Source organism: Streptomyces sp. S3(2020) (genome assembly GCF_013044505.1).
GTDB lineage: Bacteria > Actinomycetota > Actinomycetes > Streptomycetales > Streptomycetaceae > Streptomyces.
Map to the genome: position 1 here is coordinate 1 of NZ_JABERD010000025.1, position 16,466 is coordinate 16,466.

Here is a 16,466-nt window from a genome sequence, read left to right on the forward strand (position 1 = left end):
AAGGTGCGGTGTGTGTGGGGAGGTCGGTGCATGTCTGCGGCTCGTGGTGTCGGGGGTGTATGTTTTTTTTTTATCAGCTGGAGGACGCCATCCGATGGTCACGGGGGTGTCGTGGGTTCGGATATGTGTATAGGGGACGGGGGTGAGGTGGGGGGTGGTGCGGGTCGTGCCGGTGGTGCGGATGGTGCTCAATTGGGGGGCTTGTGGGCGCCTCCCGCGTCACTCCTTGACGCTTCCGGCGGCGAGGCCGGACTGCCAGTACTTCTGGAGGAACAGGAAGGCGGCGATCAGGGGGATGATCGTGAGCAGGGAGCCCGTGATCACCAGGTTGAAGATGACGTCACCGCCGATGGTCTGCGCCTGGTTGCTCCAGGCGCTCAGGCCCAGGGTCAGCGGGTACCAGTCGGGGTCCTTCAGCATGATCAGCGGAAGGAAGTAGTTGTTCCAGGTGGCGACCGTGGTGAACAGCAGCACGGTCACGATTCCCGGGGCCAGCAGCGGCAGCGCGACCTGGAAGAAGGTCCGCACCTCGCTCGCCCCGTCCATCCGGGCCGCTTCGAGGAGCTCGGTGGGGATCGCCTCGGCGGCGAACACCCACATCAGGTAGAGGCCGAACGGCGAGACCAGCGACGGGATGATCACCGCCCAGGGGGTGTCGGTGAGTCCCATCTTGCTGAACATCAGGAAGGTCGGCACCGCGAGCGCCGTACCCGGCACGGCCACCGCGCCGATCACGACGGCGAAGATCCCGCGCTTGCCGGGGAAGTCGAACTTGGCCAGCGCGTACCCGCCCAGCACCGCGAGCAGCGTCGCACCGCCCGCGCCCAGCACCACGTAGAGCAGGGTGTTCAGCAGCCAGCGGCCGAAGATGCCGTCGTGGTAGGTGAACGTGGTGCGGATGTTGTCCCAGAGGGCGAAGTCGTGCGCGAACCAGAGGCCGTTGGAGTCGCCCAGACCCGCCTGGGTCTTGGTGGCGTTGATGACCAGCCAGATCAGCGGCACCACGGTGTAGAGGACCATCAGGGCCATCAGCACCGTCATCAGCACACTGCGCTTCGGCTTGCCCGGGCTGTGCTTCTTGCGGGGGGTCCGCAGCCTGGGGGCGGTGTTCTTCGCGGGGGGAGCGGTGACAGAGGTGCTCATCGGGTCACGCTCCCTTGCGCATGCCGCGCAGCTGGACGGCGTAGGCGACGATCATCGTGATGACGCCCATGATGATGGCCACCGTCGCGGAGTAGTTGTGCTGCTGGCCGTTGAAGGACAGCGAGTACGTGTAGAAGTTCGGCGTGTAGTCCGTGGTGATGGAGTTCAGCGCCAGCGGACGCAGGATGCTCGGCTCGTTGAAGAGCTGGAAGCTGCCGATGATCGAGAAGATCGTGGCGATGACGATGGCGCCCCGGATCGCGGGCAGCTTGATCGAGCTGATGATCCGCCACTGTCCGGCACCGTCGATCTCCGCCGCCTCGTAGAGCGAGGTGGGGATGACACGCAGCGCGGAGTAGAAGATCAGCATGTTGTAGCCGACGAACTCCCAGGTCACGATGTTGCCGATGGAGGCGAGCACCCAGTCGGGGGAGAGCAGGTCGGGCAGCGAGGTGCCGAACGCCTCGTTGATGTCGCCCACCAGCCCGTACTTGGTGCCGTACATGAAGCCCCACATCAGGGTGGCGACCACGGCGGGCACGGCGTACGGCAGGAAGATCGTGATCCGGAAGAAGCTCTTGCCGTAGAGCCGGCCGCTGTCCAGTGCCAGAGCCACCAGCAGGGCGATGCCCAGCATGATCGGCACCTGGATCGCCAGGAAGAGCCCCACCCGGCCGACGGCCGCCCAGAACTGGTCGTCCTTGAGGGCCTGGGTGTAGTTGTCCAGGCCGACGAACTGGTTGCCGCCGATCAGCTGGTTGCGGAAGAGGCTCAGGTAGATCGAGTACGCGATCGGCGCGAGGAAGACGAGTGCGAACACCGCCACGAACGGGCCGATGAACCCCCACCCCGTCCAGGAGCGTCGGTCCCGTTTCGCCGGAGGCGGTGCCGGGCGCGGCTCGGCGGCGGCCGGCGGTTGCAGCGTTGTCATGATCGTTCCTCGCTCGTCCACTCATGGAACCCGCGCCCCGCACTGGTTTCCCGGTGTGGGGCGGCCGTGATGTTTACGCAAACATCAAGCAGCAAAAAAAGAGACCTGAGCTGTTATGTTTGCGTAAACATCCGATGGCGGCATGTCTACACTCCTCCGATGACGCGGGTCAAGGGTCTCCCAGGAGGATCGTGATCAAAGCGATGCAAGGAGAGGCAGGGGGTAGAAAATGGACGCGACGCACGACACGCCGACGCAGGCGGCCGCACCAGCGGTGACCGGCGGACGGCGCTCGCACGGAACGGTCCGCCCCTCGGTCTCGATGGCCGATGTGGCACGGCTGGCCGGCGTGTCGTCCCAGACCGTCTCGCGCGTGTCGAACGGTTACGCGGGCGTCAACGAGGAGACACGCCGTCAGGTCCTCACCGCCATGCGGGAGTTGGGCTACCGCCCCAACAGCGCCGCCCGCGCCCTGAAGCGCGGCGAGTTCCGCACGCTGGGCGTGATCACCTTCTCCCTCTCCACGACCGGCAACGTCCGCACCCTGGAGGCGATCGCCACCGCCGCGGCGGCCGAGGGGTACGCGGTGACGCTGCTGCCGGTCGCCGTCCCCACCCAGGACGAGGTGCGCGGCGCCTTCTCCCGCCTGGAGGAACTCGCCGTCGACGCGGTGATCGTCATCATGGAGGTGCACCTCCTGGACGCGGCCACCATCAACATGCCGCCCCGCGTCCAGGTGGTCGTCGCCGACTCCGACGCGGGGGAGCGATACACCGTCGTCGACACCGACCAGGTCGGCGGCACCCGCGCGGCCGTCCAGCACCTCCTCGGGCTCGGCCATGACACGGTCTGGCATCTGGCGGGCCCCGAGGGCTCCTACGCCGCACAGCGCCGCACCGACGCCTGGGAGGCGACGCTCACCCAGGCGGGCCGTCGGATACCGCCCCTGGTGCGCGGCGACTGGTCGGCGGAGTCCGGCTACCGGGCGGGCCTGGAGCTGGCCGCGCACGAGGACTGCTCGGCGGTCTTCACGGCCAACGACCAGATGGCCCTGGGCCTGCTGCGCGCCCTGCACGAACGCGGTCGGCGTGTCCCCGAGGACGTCAGCGTCATCGGCTTCGACGACATCGCCGAGGCGTCGTCGTTCCTGCCGCCCCTCACCACCGTCCACCAGGACTTCGCCGAGGTCGGCCGCCTCTGTGTCCAGGCGGTCCTGCGCAAGATGCGCCACGACGACGCGCCCCACGGCACGACCCTGGTGCCGACCCGCCTGATACTCCGCGAGAGCACGGCATCTCCTCCGGCAGCGCGCTGAGCGCTGGGCGGGGAGTGCCGCTCCATGTCTTCGCGGTGCGGATGCCCGCGCGGCGGGGCAGCCGCGCTGTCCCGGCGTCAAGAACTCCCGCGACGCACTCTCAAGGAGGCAGGGCCTTGGGGCGGTGGACAGGCCGGAAGTCCGAGTCCCAGGCGCTCTGGCGCGGGTCGCCGGGCGCGAGGATCATGCGGATACCGGCGGGCACCCATGGGGGCGGCCCATGGGGATCGCGGCTCAGTTGCGGCTGAGCCGGTAGGAGGCGGACATGCCCAGGGACACCCGGGATCTCAACTGGAACTCGCTGCTGCAGTTCGACCAGGAAATGATCATCAGCGGTCTGAGGACTGACGCCGACGCGGCCCGCTTGCGGGAGAACGAGGAAGAACGGGCGCTTTACCTCAAGAAGGCCGAGCAACTCGACATGCTGCCCAGGCTGTGGGAGCTCGGTGTCCGACTCACCGTTGACGAATACACGGACGCCCTACGAGTACGCAGGTGGATCCAGCACGAGCAGCAGATAGCGACCCATGAGCGATGGGTGGCACGCCGCGTGGCAAGGGGCCTGCCCGCCCAGGTCACGCAGTGGAACGCGGACGAGGTCGCGAAGCTCCGTGCGAAAATCCGGTTCTACTGGTCCGCGGATGGCCACCTGCTGTTCGTCATCCTCGGTGACGACGGCGCACTGACCGTCAACTCCGAGTACCTGACGCCCGAGTGGGTCGAACAACTCCGCCGCGCGATGCCGTCTTTCACGGAACTCCTGACCCGCTACGCGGACAACCAGGCGTCAGGCCTCGGGCACGCGGGCCTCGCCCTTGACTCCACCCCGCTCCCTGGCCCCACGCTGCCCGAGCCCGTGCGGCTCTGGTGCGAGCGCATGGAGGAGCAATTGCGCCGCAGAGGGGCGGAACAAGCCCGGACCGGGAGTGGGGCGTGATCTGACCCTGCCCGTATGAGTTCTGGGCCTCTGTATGGCTTGGTTCGTCTCGCCGCCTCCCTCCCGGAGGGGATGGTGTCGTCTCAGACCTCGCCCAGGAGTACGCGGACCGACTCCCACGCCGTCCCCGCGACCGCTCGTGGCGCCTCGGTCGTCGCGCGGTTCCGGGCCCGGTGGGACATGCCCTGGACGATCACCCCGGTGAACTCGGCGACCGCGCGGGCGTCGGTGCGGGCCGGGAGGGCGCCGGCCTCGATGTCGGCCCGGATGTGGTCCTCCAGGCGGTCGATTTCCCCACGGTCCGAGTCGTCGTGGTCCACCGCACGGAAGCCGGACGCACATGGGCCCGGACTCACGTCCCGCACGCGATGAGCGTCCTCGACACCGACCCCCTCGACCGGCATGTCACCGGCCCTGCCGCACTCCTCGTCACCACGCACCGCGGCGGAACCGTCCCCGCCGTCGAAGCCGCCGTCGCCGCACTCGGGGAACGCCTCGACGGTGTCCGCCGCGCCAACACCGGTGGCCCCTGGCCCCCGGCCACCACCACCTTCACCCGCTCTGGCCTGAGCCTCACCCTCAGCGGCAACCGCGGCGTCACCAACCCCCAACTCCTCGCCGCCGCCGAAACCCTGCGCACCGACACCACCGCCGACCCGCTCCTCACCCACGTCCTGCCTCTGGAGCCCGGCGTCCGCCACCTCGACCAGATCATCGGCGACCGCACCCGCGTCATCGACGGCGAACTCGTCATGCGCCTCGTCATCGACCTGGGGAACGTCCCCGCACACCGCGGCGACCGACTGCCGTAGACGGAGAAGTCGACCGGCAAGGTCTCGGTGAAAACCCCTTGGTGGTCCGCGGCGGGTGCTGCTAGCTTCGCGGAGGCCGTGCCGGAGACGAGGAGGTGGTACCCGTGAACGCAGTATCGACATGGGTGCTCCCCTCCGGGGTCGCGGTCGGGCGATAGGTCGTCCGGGAGCGCCGTCCACGCGCATTCCCGAAAGGCACGACCATGCGATTCACTTCCGAGCAGCGTCTCGACGACGGCGCCCTCGAACGCGAATTCACCCTCGGCGAGATCCCCGGCACCCTGTGGACTCCGGAGTCCGCTGCACCGGTCCCGCTGATCCTGATGGCCCACAACAACGGGTTGCCCAAGAGCCAGGCCCGACTGGTGGCCAGGGGCCGGGACACGGTGGCGAACGGCTACGCGGTGGCCACCATCGACGCCGTCGGATGCGGTGACCGGCCCCGCTCCGCCGCCGACGAGCGGGCTCGCGCCGATCTGCGCCGGGCGATGCAGGCAGGCGAGCCGGTCGACGAGATCTTCGAGTCCCTCGTCGGGCCACTGGTCGAGAACGCGGTCCCGGAATGGCGGACCACCCTGGACGCCCTCCTGGCGCTGCCCGAGATCGGCGGCCCGGTCGGGTACTCGGGGTGGATGGCCCTCGGTATCCGGCTGGCGGTGGTCGAACCGCGCATCGCCGCCGCCGGGTTCTTCGCCGGGGGTTTCGTGCCCCGTGCCCAGCGCGAGGAGGCCCGGCTGGTCACCAGTCCGCTACTGGTCCTGTTGCAGTGGGACGACGAGGGAAACCCCCGGCAGCGCGCCCTGGACCTGTTCGACGCCTTCGGCACCAAGGAGAAGACGCTGCACGCCAACATGGGCGGACACACCGGCACACCCTGGTTCGAGGGGGAGGACGCGAACCGGTTCTTCGGCCGGCATCTGAAGTGAGGCCGGGCCGCCCGGCGGGCAGCGGACGGTAGGCGGCAGATGGTCCCAGCCTGAATGCCGCCGTCGAGGACAGGCTCCGGCCCTCCTCGACGGCGGCGATCACGGACGGGCGCTGCCGGCGGTGGACGAAGGCTCCCCGCTCGGGAGCCTCTCGTCGGGCGCCTCGGGGGAGTGCTCTGCCGAGGCGGCGGCCGGCGCCGGTTCCCCGGTCCGCTGCCTCGGCCGTCTCCCGACGCGCCCACCGGCGCCGGTGCCGGAGACCCTGCTCCGGTGGCCCTCGACCCGGGGGTCGTCTGTGACGTCGTAGCGCTTCACATACGCCCCCAGGAACGCCTGGAGGGTGGCGACCGCGGGGATGGAGATCAGGGCGCCGGCGGCTCCGAGGAGGGCGGTGCCGGCGATGACGGAACCGAAGGCGATCGCGGGGTGGATGTCGACGGTCCTGGCGGTCAGTTTGGGTTGCAGGAGGTAGTTCTCGAACTGCTGGTAGACCACGACGAAGACCAGCACCCACAGCGCGTACCAGGGGTCGACCGTGAAGGCTATGAGCATGGGCAGGGCGCCCGCGAGATAGGTGCCGATGGTGGGGATGAACTGCGAGACCAGGCCCACCCACACGGCGAGCACCGGCGCGTAGGGAACGCCCAAGGTCTGGAGCAGGATGTAGTGCGCTATCCCGGAGACGAGCGCCATCAGGCCGCGTGAGTAGATGTAGCCGCCGGTCTTGTCGACGGCGATCTCCCAGGCGCGCAGCACTTCGGCCTGCTTGGCGGGCGGCAGGACGGAGCACAGCGCGCGGCGCAGTCGGGGGCCGTCGGCGGCGAAGTAGAACGCGAACAGGGTGATCGTCAGCAGCTGGAAGAGCCCGCCGAGGACCTGGGCGGACACGTCCAGGACACCGGTGGCGCCGTTCTGGACGTAGTTGCGCAGCCAGTCGGAGCGGAGCAGACCCTCCTGGACGTCCACCCGCCTCAGCTTGGTGTTGAAGTGTGTGTTGATCCAGTTGATGACGGAGTCGAGGTAGGCCGGGAAGTCCTCGACGATCTTGACGACCTGCTCGGCGAGCATGGAGCCGAGCAGCGTGACGAAACCGGCGCTCACGACCACGAGGCCGAGGAAGACCAGGAAGGCGGCCAGTCCTCTGCGCATGCCCCGTGCGGCCATCCGGCTCACCGCGGGCTCGATGGCGAGGGCTAGGAAGAACGCGATCAGGATGTTGATCAGCAGGCCGAGGAGTTGGTGAAAGGCCCAGTCGGCCAGTTGGAACACGGCGACGAGGGCGAGGGCGAGCACCATCGCCCGCGGCAGCCAGCGGGGCATACGGGCAACCGGCGGCCCGGGGACTTGCCCGGGCGGAGGCTGGGGGCTCGGCGCCGTGTCGGATCCGGATGCGTTCGGGGAGTCCTGAGCGGTCTCGTCTGTGCGTGCCACCGGGCAAGTCTCGCCCACGCCGGATCGCGACCCGACGCCGCCCCGGCCCTTCCCGGGATCCCGGTGAAATGCCCCTTCAGAAGCGGCAGTTGCACATCGCCGCGCGCTCGCGAGGCAGGTGGTGCGGCTGGACGGACTGCGGACGGTTCTCCGGGACCCCACGGCGGCGCACCGCATCTACAACGTCCCCGGCACACGCGCCCCCGCGCAGCTCACCGCACTGGACGCAGAGCCGGATCCTCGGCGACGTACCGGCGCAGGTGGGGTAGCAGACCGCGTTCCAGCAGGGCCCGCTGCCAGTCCAGCCGTGCCTGCTCCAGCCGGGCGGCGTGCGCGGAAGGGCCGCGCCCGAGTGCCGTGCTGCCCAGCAGCGCGAGGAGACCGACGAACGCGCTCAGGCCTGCGACGGTCCCGAGGACCCAGCCGGCGGTCACCAGCGCGCCGGGCAGCGTCCCTTGCACATCGGCCAGTTGGAGGACGTAGCCGAGCAGGAGCAGGACCGCGGCGGACGGGCCGGCCACGAGGGGGGTGAGCACGGCGAGAGTGGGCAGCGCTCCGGCCCCGGCGCCGCCCTCGGTCTCCTCCGCGGACGCGTTGAGGAAGAGGCACGTCAGATACGCGTGGTACTCGCGGTGTGCCGCCGTAGTGATCTCGTCGGCGTCCGTGAGCGCCCGGACGCGCAGACGGGCCGCGGCCCCGCCGGTCGGATCGGCCCGCAGGGCGCTGCGGATGTCCGGGGTGCTCAGTGCCAGGTGCAGCACGGCTTCGAAGTCCGCCCGCTCCTCGGGGCGGAGACCGACCGGTTCATTCACGGGGGCTCCTGACGGGTAGAGGGTCTCGGTGCGGTACGGCGGTGTGCCGGGCCCGCTCCGGGAGTGGGCCCGGCCGCGTCAGACGTTGACGCCGAAGTCGGCGGCTATGCCGGCCAGTCCGGAGGCGTAGCCCTGTCCGACGGCGCGGAACTTCCACTCCGGGCCACTGCGGTAGAGCTCGCCGAACACCATGGCCGTTTCCGTCGAGGCGTCCTCGGAGAGGTCGTAGCGGGCGATCTCGGCGCCGCCGGCCTGGTTGACGACCCGGATGAAGGCGTTGCGGACCTGGCCGAAGCTCTGGCCGCGGTTCTCGGCGTCATGGATGGACACCGGGAAGACGATCCGGTCCACCTCGGCGGGCACGGCCGCGAGGTTCACCTTGACGGACTCGTCGTCGCCCTCGCCCTCGCCGGTGAGGTTGTCGCCGGTGTGCTCGACCGAACCGTCCGGGCTCTTCAGGTTGTTGTAGAAGACGAAGTGCTGGTCGGAGCGGACCTTGCCGGATGCGTCCAGGAGCAAGGCCGAGGCGTCGAGGTCGTAGTCGGTGCCCGTCGTGGTCCGCACGTCCCAGCCCAGACCGACCAGCACCGCGGTCAGACCCGGTGCCTCCTTGCTGAGCGAGACGTTGCCGCCCTTGGACAGGGAAACTCCCACGGTGAACTCCTTCGCGATAGGTCAGGTCGAGGCCGTCGCGACCCCGACTTAAAAACTACAACACTGTAGAAAATGGTGGAGGCGGGGCCCGGTCGTGAGTTGATCGGGCGAGAGACGAGGGGGGACGCCGAAGCCTCGTGGGGATGTTCGCCGCTCCCGGGATCGAGCAGGAAGGCGCCGATCGCTTCCCGTGCGCGGTCGGCGCCTGATCGGCGGCAGTCGGCCCGCCCTGGTTCGTCAGCCCTCGTCAGCTCTCATCGCCCGCTTCCTCCTCTTCCTCGTCGCCTTCGAAGAAGTCCCCGACCTCGTCGACGACTTCCGCGGCGACCATGCCCCCGACGACCCCGACCGCGAGCCCGGCCGCGCCCGCGGCGATGGCGGTGCCCATGCCGGGGCCGGAACGGTGGCCCTCGTCGTGTCCGTAGTGCCCGCCGTGCTCGCCGTGGCCGCCCGTGTGCGCGTCCGCGTGACCGTGGGCGGAGTGTGAGCCGTAGGTGGCGCGGTGCTCCACGAGTTGCCGGATCCAGCCGTCGACCAGGGTGTTCCAGTCCAGGTGCCCGATACCGTCGTGGGAGACGCTGAAGCGGGTGAGGGAGTCGTGCCCCTCGGAGCCCTCGGAGCCCTCGGAGCCCTCGGAGCCCTCGGAGCCCTCGGAGAAGAGGCCGCCTCGTTTGTCGGCCTCCAGGACCACCTCCATACCCCCGGGGTGGGAGAGGAAGGTCAGCTCGATCTCGTTGACCTGGTGGGCGTACCGCGGGGCCGGGGTGAGCTCGATCTCCTGGTAGAAGGGCAGTTGCTGGCCGGTGCCGCCGATGCGCCCGTACTCCAGGTCGGCGGACCTGAAGCCGAAGCCGAGCTGCCCGAGAGCCTCCAGAACGGCTTCCTGGGCGGGCAGCGGACCCACCGCGAGCTGGTCGAGGTCACCCTTGTCCTTGGCGCCGGCGACCGACAGCTCGGTGCGCACGCCGAGGACGATGCCCAGGCCCTGCCCGTACAGCTCGGTGACGGGCGTCTCCCACGGCAGTGGCACGCTGAACGGGATGCTGCGCTCCTCGCCCTCGGCGAGCCGGAAGCCACCGCCGACGGTGAACCGCTCGAAGGCGACGACGCCCTCGCTCTCACCCTCTTCGTGCTCGGCCTCGACCCTGGCCACCAGCTCCAGGGTGATGTGCTCGATGTCGAAGTCGGCGCCGCCGCCCCTGAGATGGACCTGGCCGTTCAGCGCGGAGCCGGGGCGGGCGGCGCCGGGCTCCAGGACCGTGTCGACCGTGGGGCCGCCCACGCCGAGCGAGCCGAGCAGTCGTTTGAACACCATCGTGGCGTCCACTCCTTCACGTGCGTGTGTTCCGTGAGAGCGGTGCCGCACGCCGACCCGGAAGGCGTACGGCCTCCGGGAACAACCGGCACGACGAGCCCCGCATTGTCTCTACAAGCACGTAGAAGCATAGGGTCGCCCCGGTCGCTCCACGCCGTATCCCGGCCGCCGTGGCGGGAAAGTCCGAAAAGGGCCGCCGGTCGCGGCTGATCCGCTCCTCGGCCAACGAGGCTGGAAGGGGGGCTTGTTGAGCGATCGCTTTCCGAGGGGTACATCTACACTGATGTAGATTGCCGTGCCGGGTCGATGCACTGTATCGGCCTCCGCCTGTCACCGGGAGAGATGAGACCTGATGTTCGGCTTGAGTGAAATCGCCCTGATCCTCATCGTCATCATCGTGGTCGTCGGCATCAAGAAGCTGCCCGAGCTGACGCGTTCGGCGGGCAAAGCGGCCCGGATCTTCAAGAGCGAGGCCAAGGCGCTGAAGGAGCAGGACGCTTCCGACGCGCAGTCCGGGCCGGGGCGCGTCGTCCAGGACACGACCGCGGAGAAGGAAGACCCTTCCGCGCGACCGTGAACGCGCCCCGAGGACCGGCCGCCGGGCCCGGACCCTCGTTGAGGGCTACGGTCGTTCGGTGGGCCGAGGCGAGGGGGCCCTTGGGCTCGTGGACGGATCCCGCCGCGCGTCCGCTGGATTCGGAGCCGCGGTCTCCGTGGACGCGGACCGCTTCGGCGCGTTCGTCGACGAGCCCCGCAGACCGCTGAGCGCCAGGACCGTCATCGCCGACGCGGCCCCCACCGCCACACCGAAACCGGCGTGCGCACCGCCCGCGTCCACCACCCGCCCCGCGAGTGCGGCGGCGCCCGCGATTCCCGCCGCGCTCGCGGAGTTGCCCCATGTGAACGCCTGGGTGAGGACGGCGGGCGGGACCGCCGACTCGGTGAGAACGGAGGCGAGGATCAGCAGGACCGGCACCGCGAGTCCCGTCAGGGCGAGAGTGGCGCCGACCGCGAGAGGCGCGTCCAGGAAGGTCAGTGGGAGAGCCGCCAGGGCGAGACAAGCGGCGGCCGCGGCCTGGCGGCGCCGGGGCGAGCCACCGTGGCGCCCTGCTCCGTAGGCCCAACCGCCCACCAGGTTGGTGCAGTTGGAGGCGGAGTAGAGCAGCGCCGCCATGTCCGGTGTGCCGCGTCCGACGGCGTACGCGGAGATGGACACCTGCATCGCGCCGAAGAACACCCCGAGCCCCAGGCCGAGTCCGACCTGCCGCAGGAACGCGGCACGCAGCAGGGCGCGTCCGGCGTTGCGGCGTTCGGCGCGGCCGGTGAGCGGCGGCACGGTACGGCGCTGGGCGGCGAGGGCGAGTCCGCCGCCGAGGACGAGTGCGGCGGCGAGCAGCACCCCGGCGCCCGGGTGGCCCGCCGCGCCGAGGACGCCCACCAGGGCCGGGCCGGCCAGATACGACACGCCGTTGGCGAGGGCCTCCAGGGCGAAGGCGGTGGGCAGCGCGGCAGCCCGTTCGCCGGACAGCAACGCGGACCAGCGAGCGGCCGACAGAGCCCCGAGCTGGGGCAGCGTCGCCCCGACCAGCACTCCGGCCACAAGGTCCGGAACGGCGCCGGTGAGCAGCAGTGCCACGGCCCCGGCATGTGCGCCCAGAGCGCAGGGGAGCACCTGTGTCTGCCCGAACCGGTCGACCAGACGCCCGATTTGGGGCCCGGCGACGGCGTCCGCGACAGCGAACCCGCCGGTGACGAGACCGGCGGCGGCATACGACCCGGTGCGTGAGTGCACCAGCCAGACGATCCCGATCCCCGTCATGGCGATACCCACCCGCCCGACAGCGGCGGGCAGGAAGAAGGCCGCGGCACCCGAAGTGCGCAGCAACAAGCGGTAGTTCGTCGAAGCCGAAGGCACGACGCATCCCTTTCGCCGCCCGGCGGGACGCGCCACACGGGGTCGTCGGCGTCCGGAGTGCCGACCCGTGGCTGCGCCTGAAGCCGTCCAATGGCGGCGTGGAGCGGGGACGCGCACCCCACGCCGACTCCGTCACCGGGCAGATGTCATGCGGTAGTTGATGACCTCACCCGAGGATAAGGGAACGGTGGTCTCGGATTTCAAGTCCGGTGAAGCATGCTCAAATGCCCTTCAGCACACGATCGAGCGACGCCCGGCCCACAGGTCCCCAGTTCGGCTTGCCGCCGGGAAGGCCCCGATCTCCGTTCTGTCCCATGAGCATCAGGAAGAGGCTCTTCATGGCGGCCAGCCCACGGGCGCGCCGGATCGCCGCCTCGTCAGCGTGCGCGTACAGGTCGAAGAACCGTGCGGCGGTGCCCGCGGGCAGCAGCACCCATGCGGCGGCGAGGTCCCAGGCCGGGTCGCCGGCGGTCAGGGCGCCGAAGTCGACGATGCCCGAGAGCGTTCCGTCCGAGACGACGACGTTCGCGGGATGAAGGTCGCCGTGCACCCATACCGGCGGTCCTTCCCACTCGGGGGCCGCGACGGCGTCGTCCCAGACGGCCCGGACGTCGCCGGCGATGCCGTCCGGGACGACGGCTTCGAAGAAGTGGTCGAAGCCGTCCGTGCACTTCTTGGGGTGCGCGCCGAAGTCCGAGCTGACCGGGGCGTCGGCGGGCGCCGCCACGTGGAGCGCCCTGAGGAAACCCGCCAGGGTGTCGGCCGCGTGGGTGCCGCGGCTGATCGAGCCGTGGTCCAGCGGCTCACCGGGAACCCACGTCATCACGGTCCAGTGCTTGGGGAAGCGTGCGGACGGTTCGCCGAACCGCACCGGGGTCGGCACCGGGAGCGGCAGGCGCGGGGCCAGCACCGGTAGCCAGCGCCGCTCCTTGAGCTGGAGTTCCGGGGTGGGGTCCATGCGCTGCATCCGCACGGCCAGTTCGTCCCCGAGGCGCCACATCTGGTTGCCCCAGCCGCCCGGCACCTCGCGGATGGCCAGCCCCGCGAGGTCTGGGTGCTGCTCGTGCAGCAGGTCTCGGACCAGGTCCGCGGTGATCTCGATCTCGGTGTCGGTCATGCGAAGTCACAGTACCGAGGCGGCGGGCGGAACGGTTCTCGCCGCCGGAACGTCTCGCTGATCGCCCGCGTCGCTGAAACGGCGACTGGAACGGCGACTGGAACGTCGAGACCTCCTCGTCCCCGGAGCCGTTCCGCGTGCCTACACCTCGATGTGCGAGCCCATGATGACCGTGCGGTCGCGGGGGAGGCCGAAGTACTCGGCGGCGTCGGCCGTGATGTAGGAGGTGGCGATGAACAGCCGCTTGTGCCAGGGAGCCATCGTCGGTGCCTTGCCGCGCCGGAGCTCGATCTTCGACAGGAAGTAGGACGCCTGGTCGAGCCGCAACGGCCCTTCGGCGTCGGCCGGGTCGAGCATGGCCAGGGTGCCGGGTACGTCCGGAGTCTCCATGTAGCCGAAGCGGGCGGTGACATGGACGATCCCGTCGTCGCCGTAGCCGAGGTCGTCCACGACGATCCACCGCTCGGCGGGCACCCGGGGCACGGGCTCGGTGCTGATGGAGAGGATCACGACCTGCTCGTGCCGTACGTGGTTGTGCTCGACGTTCGCCCGCATGGCCAGGGGCGCGGTCTCCTTGTCCCGGTTGAGGAAGACGGCCGTGCCGGGGACCTGGCGCGTGACGGCCTCGCCGCTGCGGAGGTCGTCGACGAACTCGGGCAGCGATCCTTCGGCGCGCGCCCGTTGCTCCGTGACGAGTTCACGGCCGCGCTGCCAGGTTGTCATGAGGGTGAAGGCCGTGAGGCCGATGAGCAGCGGCAGCCATGCGCCGTGCCAGAGCTTGGTCATGTTGGCCGCCACGAACAGCAGGTCGACGAAGAGGAGCAGGCCTCCGCCGAGGGCGAGCAGCCAGGTGGGCGTCGCCCACTTGGCGTGGGCGACGTAGAAGAACAACCACCCGCGCCCTCTCCACCGCCCTGCCGGCCGGCACCAGGACCCTGATCCTCGACGAACCCACCACGGTCGAACGGATCGCCGCCGAGGACACGTCCGACCCCACCGACGCCCACCGCGACAGCCCGCTGACCCCGCGCCACGCGGCGTACGTCATCTACACCTCCGGCTCCACGGGCCGCCCCAAGGGCGTCGTCGTCACCCACGAGACCCTCGGCCACCTCTTCCACAGCCACCGAGAGACGCTCTACACCCCGGCCATCGAGGCGACGGGCCGACGACACCTGCGGGTCGGCCACGCCTGGTCCTTCTTCTTCGACGCCTCCTGGCAGCCCCAGCTGTGGCTGCTGGACGGGCACTGCGTCCACATCGTGTCCGAGGAGACCCGACGCGACCCCGAACTGCTCGCCGCGGCCGTCACCCGGCACCGCTTCGACTTCCTGGAGGTCACCCCGTCGCTCTTCGCCCAGATGGCCGACAGCGGTCTGCTCCAGGGAGAAGACTGCCCGCTCGCCGTCGTCGGCGTCGGCGGCGAGGCCGTACCGGTCGCACTGTGGCGACGGCTGGCCGCCCTGCGCGACACCGAGGTGTTCAACCTGTACGGGCCCACCGAGTCCACCGTCGACGCCCTCGTGGCCAGGGTCCGCGACAGCGAACGCCCGCTCGTGGGACGGCCGGTGGCCGGCACCCGGGCCCATGTGCTGGACGGGCTGCCGCAACCGGTGCCGCCCGGTGTCACCGGCGAGCTGTACCTGGCGGGCGGTGGCCTGGCCCGCGGCCATCTGAGCGCTCCCGGACCGACGGCCGAGCGGTTCGTGGCCGACCCGTTCGGCGCACCCGGCGCACGGCTGTACCGCACCGGCGACCTCGCCCGCCGGACGCTCGACGGCCGCCTGGACTTCCTCGGCCGGGCCGACGACCAGGTCAAGATACGCAGCTTCCGTATCGAACCCGCCGAGATCGAGTCGGCACTCACCGGACACCCGGGCGTCACCGAGGCCGTGGTGACGGTACGTCAGGAAGGTGCGCGGAAGCTGCTCGTGGCCTACGCGGTCCCCGCGCCCGGCCTCGCACCGCACCCCGCGGAGGTGCGCTCCCAGGTCGCCGCCCTGCTCCCGGACCACATGGTCCCCGCGGCCGTCGTGATCCTGGAGAGGCTCCCGCAGCTGGCGAACGGCAAACTGGACCGCGCCGCCCTGCCCGCGCCGGACTTCTCCGCCCTCTCCACCGGACGCCCGCCCGCCACGCCGTCGGAGCAGGCGCTGTGCACGGTCTTCGCCGAGGTTCTCGGGCTGGAACGGATCGGCGTCGACGACGACTTCTTCGCGCTGGGCGGGGACAGCATCGTCGCGATGCAGCTCGTCGGCCGGGCACGCCGGGCCGGGGTACGGATCACCCCGCGGCTGGCCTTCCGCCACCGCACCGTGGCCGCCCTCGCCACGGTCGCCGAAGCGGCGGACACCACCGCACCGCGCCCGCAGGACGACGGCACCGGAACCGTGCCGCTCACCCCGGTGATGCACTGGCTGCGCGAGCTGGGCGGCCCGTTCGTGACCTACCACCAGGCGGCGCTCGTCCGCACCCCCGCGGAGGTGGACCTGCCCGGCCTCACCGCCGTACTCCAGGCCCTGGCCGACCGCCACGACCTGCTGCGGGCCACGCTGGTACGGCCCTCGCGCGACGACACGGAGGACTGGTCCCTGCACGTCCCGCCCGTCGGCGCGGTCGACGCCGCCGGATGGATCGAGCGGGTCGACGTCACCGGCCTGGACGCACAGACCCTGGGCGAGACGGTACGGCAGCACGCGCACACGGCCCGTTCCCTGCTGGACCCGGACGCGGGCGCCATGGTGCGGGCGGTGTGGTTCGACGCCGGCGACGCGCCCGGCAGGCTGCTGCTGATGGCCCATCACCTGGTGGTGGACGGCGTGTCCTGGCGGGTGCTGCTGCCGGACCTGGCGGCGGCCTGGCAGGACGTCCGCACCGGACGCGCCGTGCGACTGGCCCCCGTGGAGACCTCGTCCGCCCGCTGGTCACGCTTGCTGACCAAGCTGGCCCAGGACCCGGCCCGCGAGACGGAACTGCCCCTGTGGACGGCCGTCCTCGACGCCGGCGAACCCTTCCCGCTCGCACGGGAGGCGGACCCGGACCGGGACACCACCGCGACCCAGCCGACCCACCGGAGGCGTCCGGCTTCGTGTCGGCAGCGGGTGCGCCGGAGTCCGAGTCGCCGCCGCAGGCGGTGGCCGCGCCCAGGAGCAACACGG

15 protein-coding genes and 1 pseudogene are annotated in these 16,466 nt (G+C 70.6%); 6 read left to right on the forward strand and 10 right to left on the reverse strand.

Going from position 1 to position 16,466, the window contains the following annotated elements; genetic code table 11:
* Positions 1 to 219: 219 nt before the first annotated feature.
* Both HLK59_RS11205 and HLK59_RS11210 read right to left on the reverse strand, forming a co-directional pair.
* Complete coding sequence (locus HLK59_RS11205) at positions 220 to 1,143, reverse strand: carbohydrate ABC transporter permease (protein ID WP_171141200.1); 924 nt, start codon at positions 1,141 to 1,143, stop codon at positions 220 to 222.
* A 4-nt stretch (positions 1,144 to 1,147) separates the two neighbouring features.
* Positions 1,148 to 2,074: a sugar ABC transporter permease gene (locus HLK59_RS11210; protein ID WP_171141201.1), complete on the reverse strand. Its 927-nt coding sequence runs from the start codon at positions 2,072 to 2,074 to the stop codon at positions 1,148 to 1,150.
* Between the two features lie 322 nt (positions 2,075 to 2,396).
* Here HLK59_RS11210 and HLK59_RS11215 point away from each other — a divergent pair, with 322 nt between their 5' ends.
* Positions 2,397 to 3,389, forward strand: a complete 993-nt coding sequence (locus tag HLK59_RS11215) for a LacI family DNA-binding transcriptional regulator (protein WP_171141254.1) — start codon at positions 2,397 to 2,399, stop codon at positions 3,387 to 3,389.
* A 265-nt stretch (positions 3,390 to 3,654) separates the two neighbouring features.
* Entirely contained in the window at positions 3,655 to 4,326 is a 672-nt protein-coding gene (locus HLK59_RS11220; protein ID WP_171141202.1) for a hypothetical protein, read from the forward strand.
* Positions 4,327 to 4,409: 83 nt separating this feature from the next.
* On the opposite strand, the gene HLK59_RS11225 is transcribed toward HLK59_RS11220, so the two are convergent.
* On the reverse strand, positions 4,410 to 4,691 hold the full coding sequence (locus tag HLK59_RS11225) for a hypothetical protein (protein ID WP_171141203.1): 282 nt from the start codon (positions 4,689 to 4,691) through the stop codon (positions 4,410 to 4,412).
* A 3-nt stretch (positions 4,692 to 4,694) separates the two neighbouring features.
* On the opposite strand from HLK59_RS11225, the gene HLK59_RS11230 reads away from it, so the two are divergent.
* Positions 4,695 to 5,138 carry a hypothetical protein gene (locus tag HLK59_RS11230; RefSeq protein WP_171141204.1) on the forward strand — a complete coding sequence of 148 codons (444 nt, stop codon included), beginning with the start codon at positions 4,695 to 4,697 and terminating at the stop codon, positions 5,136 to 5,138.
* A 203-nt stretch (positions 5,139 to 5,341) separates the two neighbouring features.
* Entirely contained in the window at positions 5,342 to 6,064 is a 723-nt protein-coding gene (locus HLK59_RS11235) for an alpha/beta hydrolase (protein ID WP_171141205.1), read from the forward strand.
* A 99-nt stretch (positions 6,065 to 6,163) separates the two neighbouring features.
* Here the strand turns inward: HLK59_RS11235 and HLK59_RS11240 are convergent, their stop codons facing one another.
* The 4 genes from HLK59_RS11240 to HLK59_RS11255 form a co-directional block, all read right to left on the reverse strand.
* Entirely contained in the window at positions 6,164 to 7,384 is a 1,221-nt protein-coding gene (locus HLK59_RS11240) for an AI-2E family transporter (protein WP_171141206.1), read from the reverse strand.
* 323 nt (positions 7,385 to 7,707) lie between these two features.
* Positions 7,708 to 8,307 carry a hypothetical protein gene (locus HLK59_RS11245; protein ID WP_171141207.1) on the reverse strand — a complete coding sequence of 200 codons (600 nt, stop codon included), beginning with the start codon at positions 8,305 to 8,307 and terminating at the stop codon, positions 7,708 to 7,710.
* A 78-nt stretch (positions 8,308 to 8,385) separates the two neighbouring features.
* Positions 8,386 to 8,961: a TerD family protein gene (locus HLK59_RS11250; protein WP_171141208.1), complete on the reverse strand. Its 576-nt coding sequence runs from the start codon at positions 8,959 to 8,961 to the stop codon at positions 8,386 to 8,388.
* A gap of 247 nt (positions 8,962 to 9,208) precedes the next feature.
* A complete protein-coding gene (locus HLK59_RS11255) occupies positions 9,209 to 10,276 on the reverse strand; it encodes a sporulation protein (RefSeq protein ID WP_171141209.1) in 1,068 nt (355 codons plus the stop codon).
* Positions 10,277 to 10,628: 352 nt separating this feature from the next.
* Here HLK59_RS11255 and HLK59_RS11260 point away from each other — a divergent pair, with 352 nt between their 5' ends.
* On the forward strand, positions 10,629 to 10,853 hold the full coding sequence (locus tag HLK59_RS11260; RefSeq protein ID WP_171141210.1) for a twin-arginine translocase TatA/TatE family subunit: 225 nt from the start codon (positions 10,629 to 10,631) through the stop codon (positions 10,851 to 10,853).
* A gap of 45 nt (positions 10,854 to 10,898) precedes the next feature.
* Here HLK59_RS11260 and HLK59_RS11265 read toward each other — a convergent pair whose 3' ends face one another.
* From HLK59_RS11265 to HLK59_RS11275, 3 genes are all read right to left on the reverse strand, one after another.
* Positions 10,899 to 12,191: an MFS transporter gene (locus HLK59_RS11265; protein WP_171141211.1), complete on the reverse strand. Its 1,293-nt coding sequence runs from the start codon at positions 12,189 to 12,191 to the stop codon at positions 10,899 to 10,901.
* 220 nt (positions 12,192 to 12,411) lie between these two features.
* Positions 12,412 to 13,308: an aminoglycoside phosphotransferase family protein gene (locus HLK59_RS11270; protein ID WP_171141212.1), complete on the reverse strand. Its 897-nt coding sequence runs from the start codon at positions 13,306 to 13,308 to the stop codon at positions 12,412 to 12,414.
* 141 nt (positions 13,309 to 13,449) lie between these two features.
* On the reverse strand, positions 13,450 to 14,199 hold the full coding sequence (locus tag HLK59_RS11275; RefSeq protein ID WP_240982342.1) for a KUP/HAK/KT family potassium transporter: 750 nt from the start codon (positions 14,197 to 14,199) through the stop codon (positions 13,450 to 13,452).
* On the opposite strand from HLK59_RS11275, the pseudogene HLK59_RS11280 reads away from it, so the two are divergent.
* A pseudogene (locus HLK59_RS11280) lies at positions 14,199 to 16,367 on the forward strand (AMP-binding protein); the annotation flags it as partial. The gene HLK59_RS11275 and the pseudogene HLK59_RS11280 sit on opposite strands and share 1 nt — an antisense overlap.
* Positions 16,368 to 16,466: the final 99 nt, after the last annotated feature.